The sequence below is a fragment of the Allobaculum sp. Allo2 genome (assembly GCF_022701175.1).
GTDB lineage: Bacteria > Bacillota_I > Bacilli_A > Erysipelotrichales > Erysipelotrichaceae > Allobaculum > Allobaculum fili.
The window spans coordinates 965,423-986,278 of record NZ_CP078088.1 but is presented as its reverse complement, the minus strand read 5'-3'; the positions used below and the strand labels follow the sequence as shown (position 1 = coordinate 986,278).

22 protein-coding genes and 3 pseudogenes are annotated in these 20,856 nt (G+C 51.7%); 5 read left to right on the top strand and 20 right to left on the bottom strand.

Annotation, left to right across the window (positions count from 1 at the left end; genetic code table 11):
- Positions 1-14: 14 nt before the first annotated feature.
- From KWG61_RS05680 to KWG61_RS17135, 16 genes and pseudogenes are all read right to left on the bottom strand, one after another.
- On the bottom strand, positions 15-644 hold the full coding sequence (locus KWG61_RS05680; RefSeq protein ID WP_242745216.1) for an invasin domain 3-containing protein: 630 nt from the start codon (positions 642-644) through the stop codon (positions 15-17).
- Positions 641-1,336 carry a hypothetical protein gene (locus tag KWG61_RS05675; RefSeq protein ID WP_242745215.1) on the bottom strand — a complete coding sequence of 232 codons (696 nt, stop codon included), beginning with the start codon at positions 1,334-1,336 and terminating at the stop codon, positions 641-643. Before KWG61_RS05675 ends, KWG61_RS05680 begins: the two co-directional genes overlap by 4 nt.
- Positions 1,303-2,934 carry a sugar-binding domain-containing protein gene (locus KWG61_RS05670; protein ID WP_242745214.1) on the bottom strand — a complete coding sequence of 544 codons (1,632 nt, stop codon included), beginning with the start codon at positions 2,932-2,934 and terminating at the stop codon, positions 1,303-1,305. The genes KWG61_RS05675 and KWG61_RS05670 overlap by 34 nt, the downstream gene beginning before the upstream one ends.
- A gap of 343 nt (positions 2,935-3,277) precedes the next feature.
- A complete protein-coding gene (locus KWG61_RS05665; protein WP_242745213.1) occupies positions 3,278-3,418 on the bottom strand; it encodes a hypothetical protein in 141 nt (46 codons plus the stop codon).
- Positions 3,405-4,480: pseudogene (recA, locus tag KWG61_RS05660) on the bottom strand (recombinase RecA). Before recA ends, KWG61_RS05665 begins: the two are co-directional and overlap by 14 nt.
- A complete protein-coding gene (locus KWG61_RS05655) occupies positions 4,470-4,787 on the bottom strand; it encodes a hypothetical protein (protein ID WP_242745212.1) in 318 nt (105 codons plus the stop codon). The pseudogene recA and the gene KWG61_RS05655 overlap by 11 nt, the downstream one beginning before the upstream one ends.
- A gap of 44 nt (positions 4,788-4,831) precedes the next feature.
- Positions 4,832-5,473 carry a CinA family protein gene (locus KWG61_RS05650; RefSeq protein ID WP_230267569.1) on the bottom strand — a complete coding sequence of 214 codons (642 nt, stop codon included), beginning with the start codon at positions 5,471-5,473 and terminating at the stop codon, positions 4,832-4,834.
- A 65-nt stretch (positions 5,474-5,538) separates the two neighbouring features.
- Positions 5,539-5,934 carry a CDP-diacylglycerol--glycerol-3-phosphate 3-phosphatidyltransferase gene (gene pgsA / locus KWG61_RS05645; protein WP_242745575.1) on the bottom strand — a complete coding sequence of 132 codons (396 nt, stop codon included), beginning with the start codon at positions 5,932-5,934 and terminating at the stop codon, positions 5,539-5,541.
- Positions 5,913-6,134 carry a hypothetical protein gene (locus KWG61_RS05640; RefSeq protein ID WP_242745211.1) on the bottom strand — a complete coding sequence of 74 codons (222 nt, stop codon included), beginning with the start codon at positions 6,132-6,134 and terminating at the stop codon, positions 5,913-5,915. The genes pgsA and KWG61_RS05640 overlap by 22 nt, the downstream gene beginning before the upstream one ends.
- A gap of 180 nt (positions 6,135-6,314) precedes the next feature.
- Positions 6,315-7,508 (bottom strand): RodZ family helix-turn-helix domain-containing protein, encoded by a 1,194-nt coding sequence (locus KWG61_RS05635; RefSeq protein ID WP_230267571.1) that lies wholly within the window; start codon positions 7,506-7,508, stop codon positions 6,315-6,317.
- Between the two features lie 333 nt (positions 7,509-7,841).
- Complete coding sequence (locus KWG61_RS05630; RefSeq protein ID WP_367614338.1) at positions 7,842-8,201, bottom strand: GNAT family N-acetyltransferase; 360 nt, start codon at positions 8,199-8,201, stop codon at positions 7,842-7,844.
- 514 nt (positions 8,202-8,715) lie between these two features.
- Positions 8,716-9,282: a gamma carbonic anhydrase family protein gene (locus KWG61_RS05625; RefSeq protein WP_242745210.1), complete on the bottom strand. Its 567-nt coding sequence runs from the start codon at positions 9,280-9,282 to the stop codon at positions 8,716-8,718.
- A 343-nt stretch (positions 9,283-9,625) separates the two neighbouring features.
- Positions 9,626-10,072, bottom strand: a complete 447-nt coding sequence (locus tag KWG61_RS05620; RefSeq protein WP_230267574.1) for a hypothetical protein — start codon at positions 10,070-10,072, stop codon at positions 9,626-9,628.
- Between the two features lie 129 nt (positions 10,073-10,201).
- Positions 10,202-10,501: a hypothetical protein gene (locus KWG61_RS05615; RefSeq protein ID WP_230267575.1), complete on the bottom strand. Its 300-nt coding sequence runs from the start codon at positions 10,499-10,501 to the stop codon at positions 10,202-10,204.
- A 104-nt stretch (positions 10,502-10,605) separates the two neighbouring features.
- Positions 10,606-11,400, bottom strand: coding sequence for a hypothetical protein (locus KWG61_RS05610; RefSeq protein ID WP_230267576.1), 795 nt, complete (start codon positions 11,398-11,400; stop codon positions 10,606-10,608).
- An 8-nt stretch (positions 11,401-11,408) separates the two neighbouring features.
- The gene (locus KWG61_RS17135; RefSeq protein WP_367614266.1) at positions 11,409-11,540 is read right to left on the bottom strand and encodes a zinc-ribbon domain-containing protein; all 132 of its coding nucleotides are present in this window, start codon (positions 11,538-11,540) and stop codon (positions 11,409-11,411) included.
- Between the two features lie 703 nt (positions 11,541-12,243).
- Here KWG61_RS17135 and KWG61_RS05605 point away from each other — a divergent pair.
- Both KWG61_RS05605 and KWG61_RS05600 read left to right on the top strand, forming a co-directional pair.
- Positions 12,244-12,678 carry a hypothetical protein gene (locus tag KWG61_RS05605; RefSeq protein WP_242743632.1) on the top strand — a complete coding sequence of 145 codons (435 nt, stop codon included), beginning with the start codon at positions 12,244-12,246 and terminating at the stop codon, positions 12,676-12,678.
- A complete protein-coding gene (locus KWG61_RS05600; protein WP_242745208.1) occupies positions 12,666-13,487 on the top strand; it encodes a transposase in 822 nt (273 codons plus the stop codon). The genes KWG61_RS05605 and KWG61_RS05600 overlap by 13 nt, the downstream gene beginning before the upstream one ends.
- Before the next feature lie 24 nt (positions 13,488-13,511).
- Here the strand turns inward: KWG61_RS05600 and KWG61_RS05595 are convergent, their stop codons facing one another.
- On the bottom strand, positions 13,512-13,808 hold the full coding sequence (locus KWG61_RS05595; protein WP_242745207.1) for a 2'-5' RNA ligase family protein: 297 nt from the start codon (positions 13,806-13,808) through the stop codon (positions 13,512-13,514).
- Positions 13,808-13,987 (bottom strand): 2'-5' RNA ligase family protein, encoded by a 180-nt coding sequence (locus KWG61_RS05590; RefSeq protein WP_256460838.1) that lies wholly within the window; start codon positions 13,985-13,987, stop codon positions 13,808-13,810. Before KWG61_RS05590 ends, KWG61_RS05595 begins: the two co-directional genes overlap by 1 nt.
- A 762-nt stretch (positions 13,988-14,749) precedes the next feature.
- On the opposite strand from KWG61_RS05590, the gene KWG61_RS05585 reads away from it, so the two are divergent.
- A complete protein-coding gene (locus KWG61_RS05585) occupies positions 14,750-14,899 on the top strand; it encodes a rhodanese-like domain-containing protein (RefSeq protein WP_242745205.1) in 150 nt (49 codons plus the stop codon).
- A 268-nt stretch (positions 14,900-15,167) separates the two neighbouring features.
- A pseudogene (locus KWG61_RS05580) lies at positions 15,168-16,629 on the top strand (amidophosphoribosyltransferase).
- A 131-nt stretch (positions 16,630-16,760) separates the two neighbouring features.
- On the opposite strand, the gene KWG61_RS05575 reads toward KWG61_RS05580, so the two are convergent.
- Positions 16,761-16,985 carry a hypothetical protein gene (locus KWG61_RS05575; protein ID WP_242745204.1) on the bottom strand — a complete coding sequence of 75 codons (225 nt, stop codon included), beginning with the start codon at positions 16,983-16,985 and terminating at the stop codon, positions 16,761-16,763.
- 62 nt (positions 16,986-17,047) lie between these two features.
- Here KWG61_RS05575 and KWG61_RS05570 point away from each other — a divergent pair, with 62 nt between their 5' ends.
- Complete coding sequence (locus KWG61_RS05570; RefSeq protein WP_230268340.1) at positions 17,048-18,433, top strand: TrpB-like pyridoxal phosphate-dependent enzyme; 1,386 nt, start codon at positions 17,048-17,050, stop codon at positions 18,431-18,433.
- Positions 18,434-19,188: 755 nt separating this feature from the next.
- Here KWG61_RS05570 and KWG61_RS05565 read toward each other — a convergent pair.
- Positions 19,189-20,546, bottom strand: a pseudogene (locus KWG61_RS05565) (C69 family dipeptidase).
- Positions 20,547-20,856: the final 310 nt, after the last annotated feature.

The following is a 20,856-nucleotide window of genomic DNA, read 5'->3' as shown; positions in this document are numbered from 1 at the left end:
CGGCTTGTCGAACGTCAGGTTATCGAGGAGAAGTCTTCCCAGACGATTGGAACGTTTTCCTTAACGGTTCCATCCGCGTACGTCAGTTTCGCGGTGGCTGGAAGTGTCGGAACGGCGCCGCTGCGCAGGTAGCAGCCTTTCGCGTATTCGGCGCTGATCAGATCGCTGGCTTCTGGCGCCTGGGCTCCGGAAGCGTTAATGACTACGGTATCCGACGCCAGACCGTCGGCAGAAGCGGTGACGCGAATTTCGCCGTCTTCGCCGGTAGAGCGGACGATAGCCACCATCTTGCCGGAGAATGCGGCACGGTTGTCTTCGTCATACGGCTGGAAGTCAATGGAGTTTCCGTTGTCGCAGCCGACAATTTCGCCAGGGCCTTCGACGCTGAAGGAAACGCGGTCGGTCGCGTTGGCTACTTCGTTGTCTTTTGCATCCTTAATGTCGACGGTGATGTAGGAAAGGTCCTTGCCGTCGGCCTTGATTTCGGTGCGGTCGGCTTCGGCGTCGAGTTTGGCCGCATCGCCGAACGTCGTTACCTGATTGCGTCCAACGGTCTTTTCGATCTCGTTTCCGTTGACGTCATAGGCGGTCGCGGTCAGCGTGCCGTCAGCGTATGGAACGTACCAGGTGAAGTAGAGATTCATATAGTCTGCGCCTTCTTTATCCGCGCCTTCGTACGTACGCCACTTGTAGCCGTTTTCGGTTGTTTTTCGGTGAATTCCTTCGTTCCGATTTCCCTGGTCTGACCATTGGTATCGGTGAATTCCAGTTTTACTTTGTGCGCGTTGGTGTAGACGACAACCGGAACGCCTTTGGAGTTGCCGGTGTAAACCAGATCCGACTTCCATGCCGGAAGCATATGGAGCGTCGTATCATCGTGTTTCCACATTGCACGGTAGAAATAGTAGGTGTCCTTTGGCAGACCGGCGGTGTCGATAATTCCAAAGTAGGAGTTTTTCGGAGCCGGCCAGCCATAGTTGGCATGATCGGTATTGGAAATGCCGTTCCAGGGCGTCGGTTCGCCGAGGTAGTCAAATCCGGTCCATACGTACTGACCGGCGTACCAGTCGTACTGAAGACTTCCGATCATCTCCTGGGCTGCACGATGGCCCCAGCTTACGCAGGAGTAGTCGTAGCTGGTCAGCTGACGGTCGCCATTCTTGTCGGCCTGGCTGCCGATGCGATCGTAAATGCCGCGGGAGTTTACAGAAGAAACGGTTTCGGTACCGATAAAGCGCCATTCCGGATGGTCGAGGCGGAAACGTGTCAGCAGCGCTTCGGGCAGACCGTAGTTGGAACCGATCAGACCGCCGGCGGCGTGAATGGCGTCACGCATCTGGTTGGATACGGGGTGGCGTTGCCTAAAGTCTTGTTATCGCCTAAAACGGCTGGGCGATCGTCCATGGCCTTGATCCAGTCGAGCAGGTTCTGACAGATCGTCGGGAAGTGGAAGGTAGAGCCGTGTTCAACTTCGTTGCCGATATCCCAGATCACGACGGCCGGATCGTTGCGGTCGCGGCGTACGGATTCCTGCAGGTCATACTGCGCCCAGACTTCCGCCTGATCCGCATGCAGAAGTTCGGTGTCTTCCGGAAGCGGTTCGCTGAAGTAGCTGGCGTAATCTTCCGTGTTGCCGTTTTTGTGCTGATCCCATCCGTCAAAAATTTCTTCCATCAGGATGATGCCGTTTTCGTTGCACACATCGACAAGAACCTTGCTTGGGGTGTTGTGGGACGTACGGATGGAGTTGACGCCCATGCCTTTCAGGATTTCAACCTGACGTTCTACGGCACGATACGTGTCGACCGAACCGAGGGCGCCCTGGTCATGGTGCATGCAGACACCGTTAAGCTTCATGTCTTCGCCATTCAGCGAGAAGCCGGTATCCTTATCAAAGTTGAAATAGCGATAGCCAAATTCAGTAGAGTAGCTGTCGACTTCGTTTTCGCCTTCAAAGATTTTCGTCACAACGGTGTAAAGCTGTGATTTTTCTTCAAAGCTGTTCGTGGTATGCCAGAGTTTTGGCTTGCTGACCTGGAAGGTCTGATCCACAACCTGCGTGCTGCCGGCTTCGAGCGTTACAGCATCGCTCTTTGCGGAAGAAGCGGCCGGTTCACCGTCTTCCTGTCCTTTTTCGTACAGGAACTGCTGAACCGTTACGGTTTTCGCTTCGTTGCTGGAGTTGACGATCGTCGTCTTGACGTTGGTATCAACATCGCCGTCGTGCTGCTCTGCGAGTTTTGGCGTGGTAATCTGCGTTCCGCTGAGATCGACATGAACGTCGTCGGTTACGGTCAGATGGACGTTGCGTCCGATACCGCTTCCGGAATACCAGCGGGAGGATGGAATCTGGTGGTTGACCCGAACGCTGATGACGTTTTCGCCTCCCCAGTTGAGATACGGTGTCAGATCATAGGAGAACGGCGAATAGCCATACGGATGATCGCCGAGTTTGTGTCCGTTGATGTAGACGGTGGAATTCATGTAAATGCCGTCAAAGTCAATACGGACCTGTTTTCCCATCAGGGCATCATCCAGCGTAAAGGACTTGCGGTACCAGGCCAGACCGCCTGGCTTATAGGCGCTTTCGCCTTCCAGGTTGCGGTCGTAATCCTGAGTGATGGAATAGTCGTGCGGTACATTGACGATTTCCCAGCTGGCATCGTCAGCGAGCGGCTGCTCGGCACCGGCTGCATCGCCAAAGTGGAAGCTCCAGCTTTCGTTGAAGTTCAGACTTCTCTTCGATGCATCCTGGGCGCTGACGGTCTGCACGGGATGTGTGTAGGATGGGGTATCCAGCTGTCCGGACTGGGTCCCGGTCTTCGCATCTTCCACGGCTGCCACCGGCAGGGCGAAGGAAGGAACGGAAGACACAACCATGGCTGCCGTTAAAATCGCGGAACCGAAAGCAAGCCTTGCTTTATTTTTTCTCATTTATGTTTCCTTTCTAGAAAAACTGATTCGCAGAAGAGCGGTCATGACGTGTAAAGCTGCCCGAATATGCCACTGCCGTCGTCTGCGATGAAACCCGTTACATTAAAAGTTTACAAAAATACCGGAGGAAACTGAATAGAATGCTTGTATCCGTGCAAATCCATTCCCAATTCCCACACACTTTTCAGTCGTTTTTAATCCGTTTTTCAGACTGCAGCGGCGAGGCGCGCACGCAAAAGCTCTGTCTTCTGCAGGAATCATCCTTGCAGAAGGCAGAGCCGTATTCATGGAGTTTTGTACAGGATTTTAATCGTTTCTCTAGGTGAACTCTGCGAAAAACGGATTATTCGCGGATTTCGCCGGTTTCAAGATCGAAGTCCACGAAGTTTCCGTCGAGATCATCGTCGAAGTCTTCGTCATCGTCTTCAAAATCGCCCTCAGCCAGATCGAATTCGTCCTCTGCGTCGTCCTCATCGGCTTTCACATCGGCCTTTTTCGTCTTGTTTTTTGTCGGTTTCCTTTTTCTGATCGTCCTTGTCGATATCGTCCGAAAGGGTTGTGCCGCGCATGATTTCCTGAACCTTCTTAACGATTTCTTCGTACAGTTCCGGGTTCTTTTTCAGGAATGCCTTGGCCGCTTCCTTGCCCTGGCCGATCTTTTCGCCCTGATAGGAATACCAGGAACCGGACTTCTTAATGACATCGTATTCGGAAGCCAGATCGATCAGCTCGGAAATGGCCGAGAGGCCTTCACCGTAAATGATTTCCAGCTGGCACGTACGGAACGGAGGGGCCACCTTGTTTTTAACGACACGGATGTTGACTTTGTTACCGATGGATTCGCCGTTGGCCTTGATCGTTTCGCTCTTGCGGATATCGATACGTACCGAAGCGTAGAACTTCAGCGCCACGCCGCCCGGGGTCGTTTCCGGGTTGCCGTACATGCTGCCGACTTTCATACGCAGCTGGTTGATGAAAATCGCCGTGCAGTCGTACTGGTTCATGATACCGGCGATTTTACGCATCGCCTTGGACATCATTCGCGCCTGCGCGCCGACCTGCAGCTCGTTCATTTCGCCGTCCAGTTCGGTCTGCGGAACGAGAGCCGCAACGGAGTCGACAACGACCAGATCCACGGCGCCGCTTTCAATCAGCATCATCATGATGTTCAGACCCTGTTCACCGGAATCCGGCTGGGAGAGAATGAGCTCATCGATGTTGACGCCCAGATGCTTAGCGTAAACCGGGTCGATCGCGTTTTCGGCATCGATAAACGCCGCGCGTCCGCCTTTTTCTGCACTTCCGCAATCGCGTGCAGCGCGAGGGTCGTTTTACCCGAAGACTCTGGACCGTAAATTTCAATAATACGGCCTTTTGGATAGCCGCCGATGCCCAGCGCCTGGTCGAGCAGCAGCGAGCCGGATGGAATCGGTTCAACGTCGACGCTCGAGCGATCGCCCAGCTTCATGATCGAACCTTTTCCGTATTCTTTCTCAATCGCCTTGACGACATCGCCTAAAAGTTCGTCTTTCGATTTATTCTTGATTTTTCCGATCGCTTCTGCGCGATCGTTTTACAGATGCTTTTTTACAGCCATAAAATTCTCCTTTCCCTGTTTTCTTGATCGGGGATGCAGAAGATTCTGAATCCCAAGGATAATTGCCGTTTTCCAGACTTGCCTCTGGAAAAGGGATTCTTCTTTCAGTATACGCAGACAAGCGCGATTCTTCGTATTCTTTTGAATCGCGCCGCTTATCTAAAATCTCTTTCGATTTGCGTAAAGTGCTTATTTGTTGCGTAAATTGAATCAATTTCGCGCATATCACTCTGATATTATACGCATTTTTACTCATTATGCACCAAAAAGCGGCTTTTCAGCCGCTTGGGAACGTGTTTTTCAGGCCTGCTCATCCTGCTTTTGTGCGGCCCCATCGAGAAGATCGTCTTCCATCATCTGACGCAGCGTAATCAGCATGGACCGTACAGCCAGCTTGCGCATACCGTTTCGCTCCCTTTGAAGATGGGCCTTGAAGACAACGGTTTTTCCTGGACCGCTCAGCCCGCAGTAAATGAGTCCGGCCGGTTTGCCTTCCATCGCGTCCGGTCCGGCGTTGCCGGTAAAGGACACGCAGTAGTCAGCCTGCAGTTTCTGACGGGTATGGTAAGCCATCGCCGCCGCGCACGGGGCGCTTACAACGCCGAACTCTTCGATCAGCGCCGGGCTTACATCGGCAAGAAGCGTTTTGAGCGGAGTCTGGTACGTGACCAGTCCGCCGCGAAGAACCCTGGAGGCGCCGGGAACGCTGCCGATGGTAGCGCAGAACAGACCGGCTGTGAAGCTTTCGCAGGAACATACCGTCTGCGAAAAGGCGCTGGCACATTCTACGAGCGCTCTGGCCGCATCGAACAGATCGTCATCCGAAATCAGGCCGTCGTCCTGCAGAGGCTCGATCGTCAGCTGATCGATTTCTTCGTACGCTTCATCGGACAGACCACCGTGACTTTGAATAGCTTTTTCTTCACTTTGTGTTGCATTCATATCTAACTCTCCTTCTTCCTCTTTCATCTTTGACGATTCCCGGGAAAAGAGAAATCAGATGCGCTCTACATTGACTCCATGACGTATTTGCGCAGTTTTACAAAATAAATCCATCCGGAATACAGCGAAACCAGCGCCGCCGCCCACAGGGTAATCTGTGCCAGCGGGAAGTGCAGATAAACAAACGGCCAGTTGCCCATAAGCAGAAGAATGATGGAGATCATCTGCAGAACGGTTTTCAGCTTGCCCGGGAACCCTGCGGAAACGACTTTGCCTTTGGAGGCCGCGCTCAGGCGCAGACCGTCGACAACGAGGTCGCGGCTGATCATCAGCAGAACCGGAAGCACGGCTGCCGAATGGGTGTAAACGAGCAGGATGAGGGTGCTGTTGACGAGCATCTTGTCCGCGATCGGATCAAGGAACTTGCCAAACGAGGTAATCAGATGACGCGAACGGGCGATTTTGCCATCGAGCAGATCGGTAATCGAGGCGGCCGCAAAAGCAGCAGCGCAAGCAGATTGCGCAGACCGAATCCGGCTTCCTTGGACATGAGCAGCCAGTCGGCTGGAATGCAAAGATAGACGATCCACAGAACCGGGACCATGACCATGCGAAGCACAGTCAGTTTATTGGGCAGATTAAGCTGCTTCCAGAAATTCATTTCATTTCTCCTTCTTCAGACTTCAAAATTTCGGCTGCACAAACCCAGGGCAAAGACGAACACGCGCCCGTCCCCAGACAGCCAGAAAGGATCGAACAGCCCGCCATGAGGCGGCATTCGATCCTTTTCAGTATAAAGCCATATTCGTATTTCCTGTACAAATCCTGTGTTTCCAAACCTTTACTGCAAATACTGCAAAGCTTCGGCACCATCCGTATCCCCGTAGATCTCCGTGCGGTCACCGTACACATTGGGATCGTAGGCGTTTGGATCGGTGTAGTAGCCGTTTTCGTTAATCGGGGCATCGTAGGCATCCTCGACGTATGGCGTATTGAGATCCTGACCGGCTGGATCGGTAAGCGGCTGGCTTTCCGGTACCGTTTCGTCGCTGCTTTGCGTGGAATCGGCTGGTTCCGGCGTTCCGGAGAAGATCAGATCGAGATCAATGCGGTTTCCTCCGGACTGGGAGTACAGCGTATAGTCGGCTGGAATTTCACTGCCGTCAATGCGCAGCCAGTTATAAACCGACGGACCGGAGAAGACGACGGACAGCGTGCCGCTCTGTCCCGCCTGCAGGGTGTACGTATATTCCCCGCTGACGACCTGAGAAAAGGCGGGCGCGCCGTTCCACGTAATGGTCACGGTCTGGCTGCCGACCGCGTAAAACTGTACTTGCACTTGCGGCTGGGAGGACAGAAAGCCTTCAACGCGGTAAGTGTTTTCGGATTCGAGCGAGCTGATGCGAAGCGTCGGCTTTTCACTTTCCGGCTGCGCATCCGAGCTGCGCTTGGACTGCAGATCCTGCGCAAGGCGCTGGGTTTCTTCTTCCTTGGCCAGCCGCTCTTCTTCCATCTGCTTTGCACGCGCGGCATAGGCTTTTTGCGCGACGGAATTCTGATAGGCGCTTAAGGCGAACAGTCCGGCTACGGCAGCCACGATCAGAAGAATCATGCCTTTGGAAATTTTCTTGCCGCCCCAGCTGAGCTTTCGCGAGAGCGATCCGGCGCTGCGTTCGAGAAACGATTTCTTGCGGCGGCGTTTTCCCTTGCGCACCGTAGCTTTAGTCGATTTGGCCTGCGGCATCGTTTCGATCATCTGGATCTGGGCCTGATAAAGCGCCTGATCGCGCGCCTGGGCATAGCGGGAAACGTCTTCATCGACTTCCTTGCGGATCATGTCCCAGTTGACACCGATCGCATCGCAGTACGCATGAATAAAATAGCGGACATACGAAAAGTCATCTGAAAACAGATCCAGATTGTGTTCTTCAATCGCGCGGATAAATTCGGGCTTCAGCCGCGTCTGTGCCGATACGTTTTCAATGGACAGGTGCAGGCTTTCCCGTCGATGTTTCAGTGTCTGATAATAGGGCATAGCTCCTCCCTCGGTTCTCAATTATAGCAAAACACCTTCCATGATCCGATCGGGATTGGCTGTGGCAGTATGTGAAGTTGTCAATATATTTTGGGACGCCACCTAAAGATAAAGCGTTTTTGGCCTATATCCCATTTTTTAGAAGACCCAAAGGAGCGGAATTTCTCCGTTTTTCTGTCCCGTTTGCACGCCGTTTTAACGCGCAGTCCACACGATGCAGCGCCAGGTTCTTCGCCCGGCGCTTCGTTTCTTCTCTTTTCTTTTTAAGATGTTCTGCTTTTTTCGCGTCGTTGCAAAGCCAATAAAAAGCATCTCTGCGGATGCTTTGATGGTTTATTCACGATTTTCGAGATCCATTTTCATGATATTCCAGGTTTCGCCGCCGTGGGTGGATTTCGAGCGTCCCTGGTTCTGGAACCCGAGTTTTTCATAAAAAGGAAGGTATTTGTCCTTGCAAAGCAGGATGATTCCCTTGCGTGAGTCTTCGATGCAGTCCTTGATGACTTCCTTCATCAGGATCGAGGCGTAGCCGCGGCCGGTAAATTCCGGACTGGTGGCTACGGAGAAAATGAGCTGATAGCTGCCGTCTTCGTCGTGAAGTACCGCTTTCTCATACATTTCATCTTCCAGATCCGGTTTGTCGGATACCATGCCGTTCACCATGCTCACCAGCTGACCGTCACGTTCGAGCAGCCAGAAATGGTTGGGAAATACATTCAGTCTTTCCTTGAGCGCCTCATAGCCTGCGGCTTCCGCTTGCGGATAGCACTCTTTTCCAGGCTGTAAATCCGATCCAGATCATCCGGACGGGCACTTCGAATTTCAAGCATTCTAATTTCCTCCAGTTTGCATCAGATTCCGTCGCCGCATCAGGCGGCTCTGCACCTTTTCTGGAATCGACTCTTTTCCCATCCCATTTTTGGGCCGAGAGATCTTCTCCAGAAACGTACAGTCGCAAAACGGATCCTTCGTGTACAGAAAACTTATCCCTTTACGGTGATATGCGCTGATTATACCAAAGCGAATAAGCGAACTTGCCCTGTCCCGCGCAAGATTTGTACTTTTTGGACTTCGGCGTTTGTTTTTGTGCAATTCTTTACGGATTTCTTTTCGGCCTCCTATGGCGTTCTGGAATTTTTTGCCGTCTGGCCGCTAGTTTTTATCTGCAGAACGTTTCTGGGGTTCTGCGGTCCGGCCAGCCTGCTTTTTACATGTGCCAGCTCGACGTAGTGATGGGCCGAAAAATCCCGTTTTCAATCTCCTGACTGCTGAGCTGGCGTACTTTTCGAGCCGGAATGCCAAGATAGAGCGTTCCCGGTTCGACTTTCTTGCCTTCGCCGACCAGCGCGCCGGCACCGACAATTGCGCCTCTTCCGATTACAGATCCATTGAGTAAAATGGCCCCCATGCCGATCAGCGCGCCGTCTTCGATCGTGGCGCCGTGAATAATCGCCCGATGCCCGACGGTAACATCCTGCCCGATCACAATGGGATAGCCTGCATCGGTATGAAGAACGCATCCGTCCTGAATATTGGAACGGTCGCCGATCGTAATCGGTTCGCTTTCGGTACGAATGACCGCATGCGGCCATACCGAAACGTCAGCGCCAAAGCGCACATCGCCGTCAATCACCGCAAAATCGCCGCGATAAAACGGCTCCTTTTCAAACGCCGTAGGCTTTTCTTTCGCGCTTTTCTCCAGAAGGGATCCCTCCGTCTTCCATTGTGACCCGTCGTTTTCCGTCTGGAAATATTCAGTATGTTCTTTGTGCATAGTTATCCTCCGCTTCTTTTTGGCTTTGGCCCTGGGCTTTCGTCCGGTTCTTTTCTGCATCCATATTAGATGGATCCGCAGGCTCCTGCGCAGATATTGATTGATTTCCCATTTTCAGCAGAATTTGACACCGCCCGGCAGACGCAGCATTGCGAAACGTCTGCTTCCATAGGCAAAAATCCGCGGAAAAGCCGGGATGGCTTCGTTTGAAGCGCTCCCGGCTTTCTTTCCATTTCATTCATGCAAATTCATTCATCTGTGCAGACCGGCGGCTCATCCCTGAAATCGGGTCATCCTGAAAAGAGTTCTGCATCGGTTTTTCGACTCGCTTTACCCGAATACTTTATTCGGATACGGAAGGCGCCAGGCAGTACCAGGCCACGCCTTCTCTTGTCCAGCCGTTTTCTTCCAGGCGGTTCAGCTCATCGTTTTCGGGAGAGTACGTACGGAAACCGGAAGCGGCATTGTACAGGCGATAGACCGGTTCGCCCTGCGCATACGATTTTCCAAAGCTCTCCTCTTCTGTCCAGCCTTCGTTTACGAGCTGTTCGATCTCAGCGGCATTGACGGAGTAGAAGATATCTCCCGTTTCCGGGTTTCTGGCCGTATAAATATCGGAATACGAAGATTCATCGTCCCGAATATTTTGCGATGGGGCGTTCAGACAGACGGCTCCAGCCAGAGTCCAGCCGGGATAATCGGATTCCTGCGGCGCGCTGGCAGAGCATGTGAAGATGTGCTGGCCGCTTTGCGGATTTTCAAAGTGGTAAACCGGTTCGCCGACAATCACATTCAGTACGGGAGCAATCGCAATGGCCTCCAGATTCTTTCCCGGATTTGCCTTTTCCAGGCGCTCCAGAGAATCTTTTGTGTATTCGAAGGAAATGGCAAGCGAACCTGTGCCAGGCTGAATGGCTTTCTACGTATTGTCGGCATTCACTTTAAGAAGCTCCGGATCCGATTCCAGATGGTAATCGGCTTCCATGTCAACGCCGTCGATGTCATCGATGCGAATCTGGAATACCCCGGTCATTCCAGGAGAGAGTTTCTGGTACATTTCCGGGTTTGTTACTTCAAAACGGGTCGGGCTGACATCAACCGTCGAATCCGGATTTTCGGATATCTTTTCCGTCGACTTAGCACATCCGCCAAGTCCCAGGACGGACAGCCCGAATGCGGTACTCATAAAAACGAGGGCGAAGCTTTTTCTGTGGTTCATAAGAATCCTCCTCATTTCTTAAAGGACATGACATGGAAAAAGCTTTTGTTCGGATCCAAATCAAGAGAGGCAAAAGGCCCGGTTCTCCTGCCGTCTTTGATCCGTTATAAATCCAGGCCGGCCAGAATGGAATTGAGCTTCTGGTAGGCGCTCTGGACCAGTTCGTTCGGGCTGGATGAAGAACTGGATTCTTCGTTCAGGTTTGTGATGGAAATACTGGTCAGCCAGCTGTTTTCGCAGTCGACGATATTTCCAGAAACCGTGCGGGCGCTTGGCGCCGCCTTGCCGGAAGCCGTAGTTCCCGCTGGATTGAAACTGTAGTAGTAAAGCGTGTCGCGGCCGCCAATGCTGGAATAGAGCGCGCTGTCGGACGTTTCCAGCAGCTCGGTTTTCGTAGTGGGCGGCAGTTCGGTCTGTGTGCACGAAACGGAAATCAGCTTTCCATCCGGCGTTTCGCCTTCCACCACAAGAATATGGCCTTCATCGGCAACGGAAACCCGTGCATCTTCCTTTAAGCCAAGCGAGAGCCTCAGCTCGCTTCCCGGCAGCGTCAGAATGCCGGTCTGTTTGTCATAGCGCGTCAGCAGCTTTTTGGCGCTGTCACTGAGCTCACCGCTAGCATAGGCGTTTGCCTTATCCCGGATTTGCGGCGAAATTTCCTGCTGAAGATCCGAATCGGCTGCCTCATCCTCGAGGGAATCGATATCCGCTTCGTTTTCCTGCACTTTGGCCGCCTCTTCGGCGGATTCGGCGTACGCCTGGTCTTCATTTTCGCCATAGACGGCTTCTTCATTTTCTTCTAAAACGGCTGTGGCGATATCCGAAACCGGCGTGCTGCTGCTTCCGAAAAAGAGCGGCTTGAAAAAGCCCATAAGGGCTGCCAGCAGGCCAAAGGCCATGAGGAGAATCAATGCGTTAAAAGGGTGGTACGAATACGGGCACCCCTGGTATTTTTCGACTTTCTGGGCAACGGGGCTCCGCAATGAATGCATCTGCGTTCGCTTGCCGGATTGTTCCGGCCACAATTTGGACATCTCATAGCATCACCTCAACTGTATATTACTGATGAATCTGGGCTTTTTCTGTCTCGATTCTTAACCTTTTGTAAAAATCGATTCCCGTTTGTACAGACAAGCAGAGGCTGATACAGAGTGTTTTTCGAAAAAGGAAAAGACAAAAACGGCTTTAGCTATCCAGTTTTATTCAATTAGAACTTTCCCAATGAGCTTAACTATACAAATCGCTCGTTTTGAAATTTCATCCCATCAGAGAGCCTTTTTCCGAGGCTCTCTTTTAATTTTCCCTGGCTCAATGACCATAACTACGATTAACGAGCTTTATTAAGCAAAATTATAAATCAATTCGATTCTGAGAAATTTCATTTTGAATATAAAAATCCTCCCTGTATAGGTCATTTAATGGTATAATAATGATAGAATTACACTATACAAAAAGGAGCCGAAAATGTCTGTCCCAGCTGATATCCGGGCCGTCGCCCGTCCCAAAAATACGATTGTTTACGCTTATGGAAAAACAAAGATCGATACGCTGTCAAACAGCGAGTCGGCTGTATTCGCAAGAATGGCCATTGTTATCCAGTCGATGGTCCTACTATCGGCCACATCATTAATGGCAAATTCGTACCTCTTGAAGAACCGACTTCTCCAGCGGTTCATACATCTAAGACAGTTCTTAAAGACTGGGCCAATGTTGAGCTCTGTTACAGGCAGTCCGCTGAATTGATGGAAGAACTGCTTCAGGTCTATAACCGTCAGGACGCCGATAAGATTCTGTGCATGGCCATTCTTCGCGTCTGCTATCCGCATATCAAAGACTGCGAACTCAAAGAGAGTTACGATGAGTCGTTTCTGACGGAGCTGATGCCAGAAACCGCGATGAGCAAGAATACGATCAGTACATTTCAAAAAGATCTTGGTAAAACATGCAACCGAATTCTGAAGTTCATGAAAAACCGGGCAGCCAAAGTTGGGATTGATGATCATCTTCTGATCGATGGAACACTGAAGTCGAACGACTCCAGACAAAACACGCTCTCGGAGTTTTCCAGAAAGGCCAGACTGAAAGGAAGACGGGATATTTCCGTACTTTATGCATTTGATCTGGAAAAATGGAGCCCATCTGTTCGCAGTGCTTTCCCGGCAATATGCTCGATCTGACATCCTATGACAGTTTTGTGAAACAGAACGGTATTCAAAGCGGAATTATGGTTGGTGATAAAGGGTTTCCCGTCAAATCGATCGAAGAAGTCCTTAAAGACTGCCCGCAGCTTCATTACTTCAACCCGCTTCATCGGAATGCCAAGCTTGCCTTCGATCATGAGATGTATAACTTCGAGGGCGTGATCGAAGGCTGCTGCGGCTTTCTTGGGCAGATGGAACCGATTCAGTTTAAGAAAGAGAAGCTGTCCAATAAGGGAAAATGGCTCTACAGTTTCCGTGATCCGAGAAGAGCGGCTCAGGAGGAGACGGACTGGCTGGATAAGCATCGTAAAGATAAGTACGATTTCGAAGAATACGAAAAGAAAAAGCGTACATTTGGAACAGTGGTCTTTGAATCAGATGTCGATCTGTCTCCGGAAGATGCCTGGAAGACCTATAATTATCGCTGGCAAATCGAGATCGTTATGCGGTACTACAAGAACGCCCTCGGCTTTGATGTAACCAGAGTCCATGATGACTACTCAGTGATCGGCAGCGAATTCATTGATTTTCTGTCGACCGTCATCACGTTCAGACTTTTGAACCTGTTCGACGAAAAAGGCCTCCTTGAGGACATGAGCTATAAGAAAATCATGCATATCCTGCAAAGAGGCAAAAGAATAAAAAATGATAATGAGTGGGAACTGATCAAGATGAATCCTGGTCAGATAGAAATTCTTCAAAAACTGGATCTGATTCCACGACCAGATCCAGTAGACCAGCCCAAAAGGAAACGTGGTCGTCCACGCAAAAATCCGACCGTATAGTTTAGCTGATTGGGAAAGTTCTATTCAATTATTCTGAGATTTTTCATCCGGATCGATTGTAAAAAGCGATGCGTAGTGCATGGAATGGCTCTTTTCACTGTGCGTGGACGAAAACAGCGAGCAGCTCTCGATTTCCATAGGCTCGAGTCGGAACAGCGTCGATCCAAAGCGGTCATGAAATTCCGCCCGGGCTTTCAACAGGTCGCCTTTTTGTCTGGATCGAGGCACCCGAATGAGCGTAACGTGCGGACCGTACGGCCGATCATCGAACGGAAGATCGGCCTTTTTGAGCGCTTTGACAACTTGAGCCTGATAGTCCATCAGCGCCGGATCTTTTCAAAGCGCAAAACGAGCGCGCTTAAAAACCGATCGTATCCAGATGGCTTCAGACGTAAAGCCGGCAGCGGAATATCCTGAAGGATCTCTTCGATGACGGGAATCTGATCCGGGTCGCACTCCCCTAAAAACGCAATCGTCACATGCAGGTTTTCCTGCGGAATGGCGCGGCCTGAAACACCTTCTTTTGTAAAGTGTCAATCAGCTTCACGAGTTCTGTCTGCCCGGACGGCTTGAAATTTAAAGCGATAAACAGTCGCATAAAGTATCTCCTTTCAAGGAACGTATACATTTCCTGTCTTATGGTTCTGCCGTTTTTTCTGCTCGTTTCTATGGACAGGGATCTCTGTTTTTCTTGGGAAACCGTTTGGCCTGTCATCCCGATCCTGGTCTGCGGAGTCTTCCAGAAGCCGCTTTGCAAAAGCGGTCGAAATCCGTCGGAAATGCGGGCGTCAAAGCCTGGTCAAGACAGGCGAAACCGACGGAGGAATCCTGTAAAAACGAAAGCTGCAGGAAGCCCAGCACGGAGGCTATGACAGAGGCTATACATAGTAGAAAAAACTGCAGGAATCGGACGCATTGAAAAAGAAACAATCGCCGGTCTGCTTCTGAATTCATCGTATCCAGAGGGTTTCGTTTCACCATGCGTTCTGCCTGCCGGCAGTCTGTTCTGCACTTCGATTGCCCGTTTCCATTCAATTTTCCTGTCGAAGCAGGCGGATGTTTACGCCAGCTTTCCGCGGTATTCCTTTGGCTCTTCTTTGTCTTCGGCTTTTCTTCTTCTGGACTAAAAGCGCGCTTTTAAGGACGGATTTGAAAATCCATCACGCGAATTGTCTTTGTATAACGTACGCAAAAACGGGCAAACCGGACTTTGTGTTTTCGTCCGTTTTTTATAATAAAAGCACGGAAAGAAGGTAGTAATCATGTCCAAGATGACCATCGATCAATACGTTGCAGAAGCTAAATCCAAGAACACCCCGATCATCGATGTCCGTCCCGCCGAAATGTTCAACGCCGGCCATATTCCAGGTGCCGTCAATATCCCCTCGATCAGATTGAAACCGCCGATGTAAAGCCCGGATCCGATCTGTACTGCGTGAGCGGCTATCACGCCCGCATCGCCCAGGAAATGCTTGCCAAGCGCGGCATTCCAGCCACGGATATCGGCGGTATTGAAGATTACACCGGCCCGATTGAGCGCGCTTAAATCGGACGTTTTTCCACGAAAACACACCCGAACGAACCAAACTGAAAACAATATCGTGCATGAATACAGCGATTGAGTAAAATGACCTTTGTCCTGATGAACCGGAACAAAGGTCATTTTCTTTGGACTCCGGAATTCTTCGGACAGGAGGAAAACATGAGCGGTTTTTTGGAACAGCACTGAAAGGCAGCTGCGTACTTGATCTTTTCTTTGGGACCGATTATCACTCCCATCTGGGTACCCGGCGGGCAGGTATGGTGGTCCACGGACCGGATGGATTTACACGTTCCATCCACAACATTGAGAACACGCCATTCCGCACCAAATTTGATGATGAACTGGATTCATTCCAGGGAAATCTCGGTATTGGATGTATTTCCGATTACGAAGCGCAGCCGCTTCTGATTCATTCCCGGCTCGGATCCTTTGCGATCACGACCGTCGGCAAAATCAACAACATCGCCGAACTCAAGGCACTCTGCTTTGAAGAAGGTCTCACCCATTTTTATGAGATGAGCACCGGCGAAATCAATCCGACCGAACTGGCTGCAGCTTTAATCAGCCGGAAGAGCACGTTCAAAGAAGGCATCGAATACTTGCAGGATCTTGTCAAAGGCTCGCTGAGCGTTCTGATCCTGACGAGCGAGGGTATTTACGCGGCCCGCGACAAACTCGGCCGTACCCCGATTATTCTCGGCAAAAAGACGAAGGCTTCTGCTGCGCCTTTGAAAGCAGCTCCTTTCTGAACCTTGGCTACAAGCCGTATCGCGAACTGGGCCCAGGCGAAATCGTCTTCATCACGCCGGAAGAAGTTGTCCCCGTTAAGGAACCGGGCGACACGATGCAGATCTGCTCCTTCCTCTGGGTTTACTACGGCTACCCGACATCCACATACGAGGGCATTAACGTCGAACAGATGCGCAACCGCTGCGGCAGCCTTCTGGCTGCGCGCGATCACGTGCATGCCGACTGCGTCGCTGGCGTTCCGGATTCCGGCATCGCCCATGCGATCGGCTACTCCAACGCCGCGCACATTCCATACGCCCGCCCGTTCATTAAATACACGCCTACCTGGCCGCGCTCCTTCATGCCGACCACTCAGGCCCGCCGCAACCAGATCGCCAGCATGAAGCTGATCCCGGTTAAGGAAATGATCGAAGGCCGCCGTCTGCTGCTGATCGATGACTCCATCGTCCGCGGCACCCAGCTTGGCAACACGTCCCGCTTCCTGTATGAATCGGGCGCGAAAGAAGTTCACGTTCGTCCAGCGTGCCCCCAATTCTTTACGGCTGCACCTTCCTGAACTTCTCCCGTTCCACTTCGGATATGGATCTGATTACCCGCCGCATGATCGTCAAGCTCGAAGGTGAAAACCCGTCGCCGGAAAGACTGGCCCTCTACGCGGATCCTGACAGCAAGGAATACGCTGCGATGGTGGAAGAAATCCGCAAGGTTTCCGGCTTCACCACGCTGCGCTACCATCGTCTCGACGACATGGTCAAATCCATCGGCCTGCCCAAGTGCAAGCTGTGCACGTACTGCTTTGACGGAAAAGGCGCCTGCCCGCACCACAAAGCAGGCCAGAAAGAAGACTAGTTCCTTTTTCGAAATGAATTTGGCAGCGCCGTCGTTTTCTCAACCGGTCCGTCCGTACGAATTCCGGCTCTAGCCTGCTGAAGCATTATTCTGAATTTATTTTCTGCGGAAAGATTCGTCTTTCCGCATTTTTATTTTCCGGCTTTTCCTTCGGCTGTTTTGCGCTTTCCTTCCGGCGTCCTTTCTGTTTTCTGTTCGGTGCACTTTCTCTTCGAATCTGGATTGCGTTTTGGAATGGGGGAATTCGCATTCTTTTGGCATGGATTTTGAGGGGGCAATTGCGGCAGACCAATTGTCTCTGTTATAAGAAAAACAATATTTTTTGAAAACAGGCGATGGAAACGTTTCGTTTGCACGCCTGCCTGGATCCTCAGGAATCATGTTGTTCCCGCTGGATTTGGGAAGAAAGGAGAATCTGATGTCCGATTCAACCATCCCCTACAAAATCTATCTGTCCGAAGACGAACTGCCCAAATACTGGTACAACGTCCGTGCGGATATGAAAGTCAAACCCGCTCCTCTGCTCAATCCGAAAACGTTCGAGCCGATGACGCCGGAAGAACTTTCCGCTGTCTTCTGCGATGAACTCGTCGCACAGGAACTCGACAACGACACCCGGGAAATCCCCATTCCGCAGGAAATCCAGGATTTTTATAAAATGTACCGTCCTTCCCCCGTCGTACGCGCCTACTGTCTGGAGAAGAAACTGGGAACGCCGGCTCATATTTACTACAAGTTTGAAGGCAACAACACCAGCGGCTCCCATAAGCTCAACTCCGCCATCGCCCAGGCGTACTACGCGAAAGAACAGGGCCTGAAAGGCGTTACGACTGAAACCGGAGCCGGCCAGTGGGGTACCGCGCTTTCGATGGCGTGCGCCTACTTTGATCTCGACTGCAAAATCTTCATGGTCAAATGTTCGTACGAACAGAAACCGTTCCGCCGGGAAGTCATGCGGACGTACGGAGCCAGCGTCACCCCGTCCCCTTCCGAAACAACCGCGATCGGCCGCAAGATTCTCGCCGATCATCCCGGAACGACCGGATCGCTTGGCTGTGCGATTTCCGAAGCAGTAGAAACCGCGACCGGTCTGGACGGCTATCGCTACGTGCTGGGCAGCGTCCTGAATCAGGTTCTGCTGCATCAGTCCGTGATTGGACTGGAAGCTAAAGCCGCTCTGGATAAATACAACGTCGTTCCCGATCTCATCATCGGCTGCGCCGGCGGCGGATCGAATCTGGGCGGTCTGATTTCTCCCTTCATGGGCCAGAAGCTGCGCGGCGAACAGGATTACCATTTCATCGCGGTAGAACCGGCGTCGTGCCCGTCCTTAACCCGCGGAAAGTACGCCTACGACTACTGCGATACCGGTATGGTGACCCCGCTGGCGAAAATGTGTACGCTCGGATCGGACTTCATTCCATCCGCAAACCACGCCGGCGGTCTGCGCTATCACGGCATGAACAGCGTACTCTCCGAGCTGTATCACGAAGGGCTGATCGAAGCCCGCTCCGTCGAACAGACAGCCGTCTTTGAAGCAGCGGAACTGTTTGCGCGTACCGAAGGCATTCTGCCCGCTCCGGAAAGTTCCCACGCCATTCGCGTAGCGATTGATGAAGCGCTCAAGTGCAAGGAAACCGGCGAAGAAAAGAACATCCTCTTTGGTCTGACCGGTACGGGCTACTTCGATCTCTTTGCGTACGAGAAATTCAACAACGGCGAGATGAGCGACTACTTCCCTACGGACGAAGAACTCGAACAGGCGCTGCGCAAGCTGCCCCAGGTTCCCGAAGAAAACGCCTGATCGCTCGATTTTCCCGAACCGTCCGCCTGCTCCTGACTTACGGTTTCTCTGGATCGTCTGGCTCGATCCGTCCTTCTGCTTTTTCACCCCTTTTTCTTTCGATTTTTTCCTGACTTGCGGGGAGAATGAACCAAACTGGACAAACAAGAGACCAGATGAGACCGCTTTCTTTCCCTTTCGATGAACTTTGGTATTGTATAGATACCAACACACAGGTTCAAAAAAGTGAGTCCCTTTTCCAGGCGCGTCAGAGAAGACGTTAAAACCCATCGACGGAATAAAACCCGAACATGAAACTCGCCAGACACCATCCGTGCGAAAACGAACTGCAGACCGGTGACAATCCTCAGAATAATCAGCCACTGCAGAACAGGAATCGTTGCTTCGCAAAAGGCAGGAGGAGAACATTCAGGCATTGCTTTCAGAACTGCAGCTTATGCGATTGTCGAGTTCAGTCTGAAAGAAACGAGGACGTGGAGCTGGAAGTTACGCGAGCAGGGCCGAAACAATTCACAAAAGGGCCGTAGCGCGATCGTCTGAATCCGAAAAGAACTCACTTACCCCGGGAAGCCAATCGGTATCCCGGGGTTTTTGTCTGTCCGCTTTTCCTGTCTGCATAGAAAAACGCCGCAGCGACAGTCGGTTCTGTCTTTGCGGCGTTTCGATTCTGGATCGGTTATGTCAGTAAACGGAAAGCTGGAGTTTTCCTGTGCTGGAACATTCGGGATGAAATCCGAGCTTTCTCTGGCCAGGCTTTACTGATCGGAGCGCTGGTAGGCGTTAGTCATATTGCAGGTTGCGGTAAAGAGAACCTGATCGACCAGACCCTGGGTCTGACTCTGCGCCAGATCGGCAATCTGCTGGTTAGCGGCCTGCAGAAGCGCTTCGCTGCTTTCGCCTTTGAGTGCTTTGGCGATCGTTTCGTCAACGACATGACGGGCAGCGGCACCAAGGGCCTGCTGATAGCGTTCGACAAAGACGATGGCATCGCTGTGATGGGCATCGGCCAGGGCGCTGATCAGACGGTTGTCCCAGTAGAAGCTGTTGGTATTGCACTGCAGTTTCGTGTTGGAGAAATACGTCGGCACTTCGGTTACGTTTGCAAACTGCGGAACGAGTGCGTTGTAGACGTTGGATGCGAACGTAATCCACTGAATGCTTTTGACGGGATCGGGCAGATCGCCGCGGATCTGGCTGAGCGAAAGGAACGCGGTGCGGTTAATGCCGATCGTACGGAACAGACGGCCTTTTGGCGAAGACGAATACGGATCGTACGGGGTGCCCTGATACGTCGAGGACAGCACGTATTTGACATCGTCTACGGTAATCAGATGTTCCGGTTTGCGGCTGAACGGCATGTTGTCGCTCTGCGGCGTAAATTCAGCGTCTTCTCCATCCCAGCGAACGGTCGTCGGGTTGAAATAGCGCTGGCCGTACCAGAGACGCGGGGTGTTATACACATGGTCGGCATCGGTGTGGCTGCCAAAGGCGACACGCGGATTGAAGCGGCCGTCGACAATGCGGGCCAGACTGTTTTCGTTAATGAAGGTTTCCAGATCTGGCGAGCACATGAAGTTTTCCTTTTTGCCTAAAGCGTCATCGAGATCAAAGGTGTCTTCGATAAAGCTGTTTGGGATAACGGAATAGTGATCGTCCGGCAGACGGCTGGCAATCCAGTGATGGCCGCCGACGCTTTCCAAAACCAGACTTCGTCCTGATCCGAGAAGGCGATGCCGTTCATTTCATACGTACCATATTCTTCCAGCAGGGAGCCCAGACGCATAACGCCTTCCCGTGCGCTGTGAATATACGGCAAAACGAGGACAACGATATCTTCTTCGCCGATGCCGCCCGGTTTTTCGCTTTCGCCGTTTTGTGCTGGAGTATACACAACCAGCGGATCGGCGCCGAGAACGCGGACGTTTGAGGTGATGGTTTCGGTTGCGGTCATGGCGACGTTGTCGGCGTTAATGCCGGAACCTGCCCAGATTCCCTTTTCTTCGGGATTTACGTTTGGAAGCGCGCTGTAGCGCATCGGGTTATCCGGAAGTTTGACTTCCAGATGAGAAATTACGGAATGATAGGTGCGGGGCTGTTCTTCCGGAAGCACCATGCAGTATTTTTGATCGCAAAATGTCCGTTTGGATTGTCGTCATTTCGCGCGATCATGGTTGAGCCGTCAAGCGAAGCCTTTTGCCAACCAGAATTGTAGTACAAGCCATAGAGATCCCTCCATTTCAAATTTCAGGGTTTTTGATTCAACCTAGAGGCTTTTCCACGCTTATTGTGGCACAGTTTTCAAATCCGTTTCCAGCCGACGCCCGAAGCCTATGCATAGACAAAACGACGCACAAAGCCGGGGAAGGACTTTGTGCGTCGCTTTAGAACGCTAGAATTTTTGAAAATCATGAGGTCTTTCGATT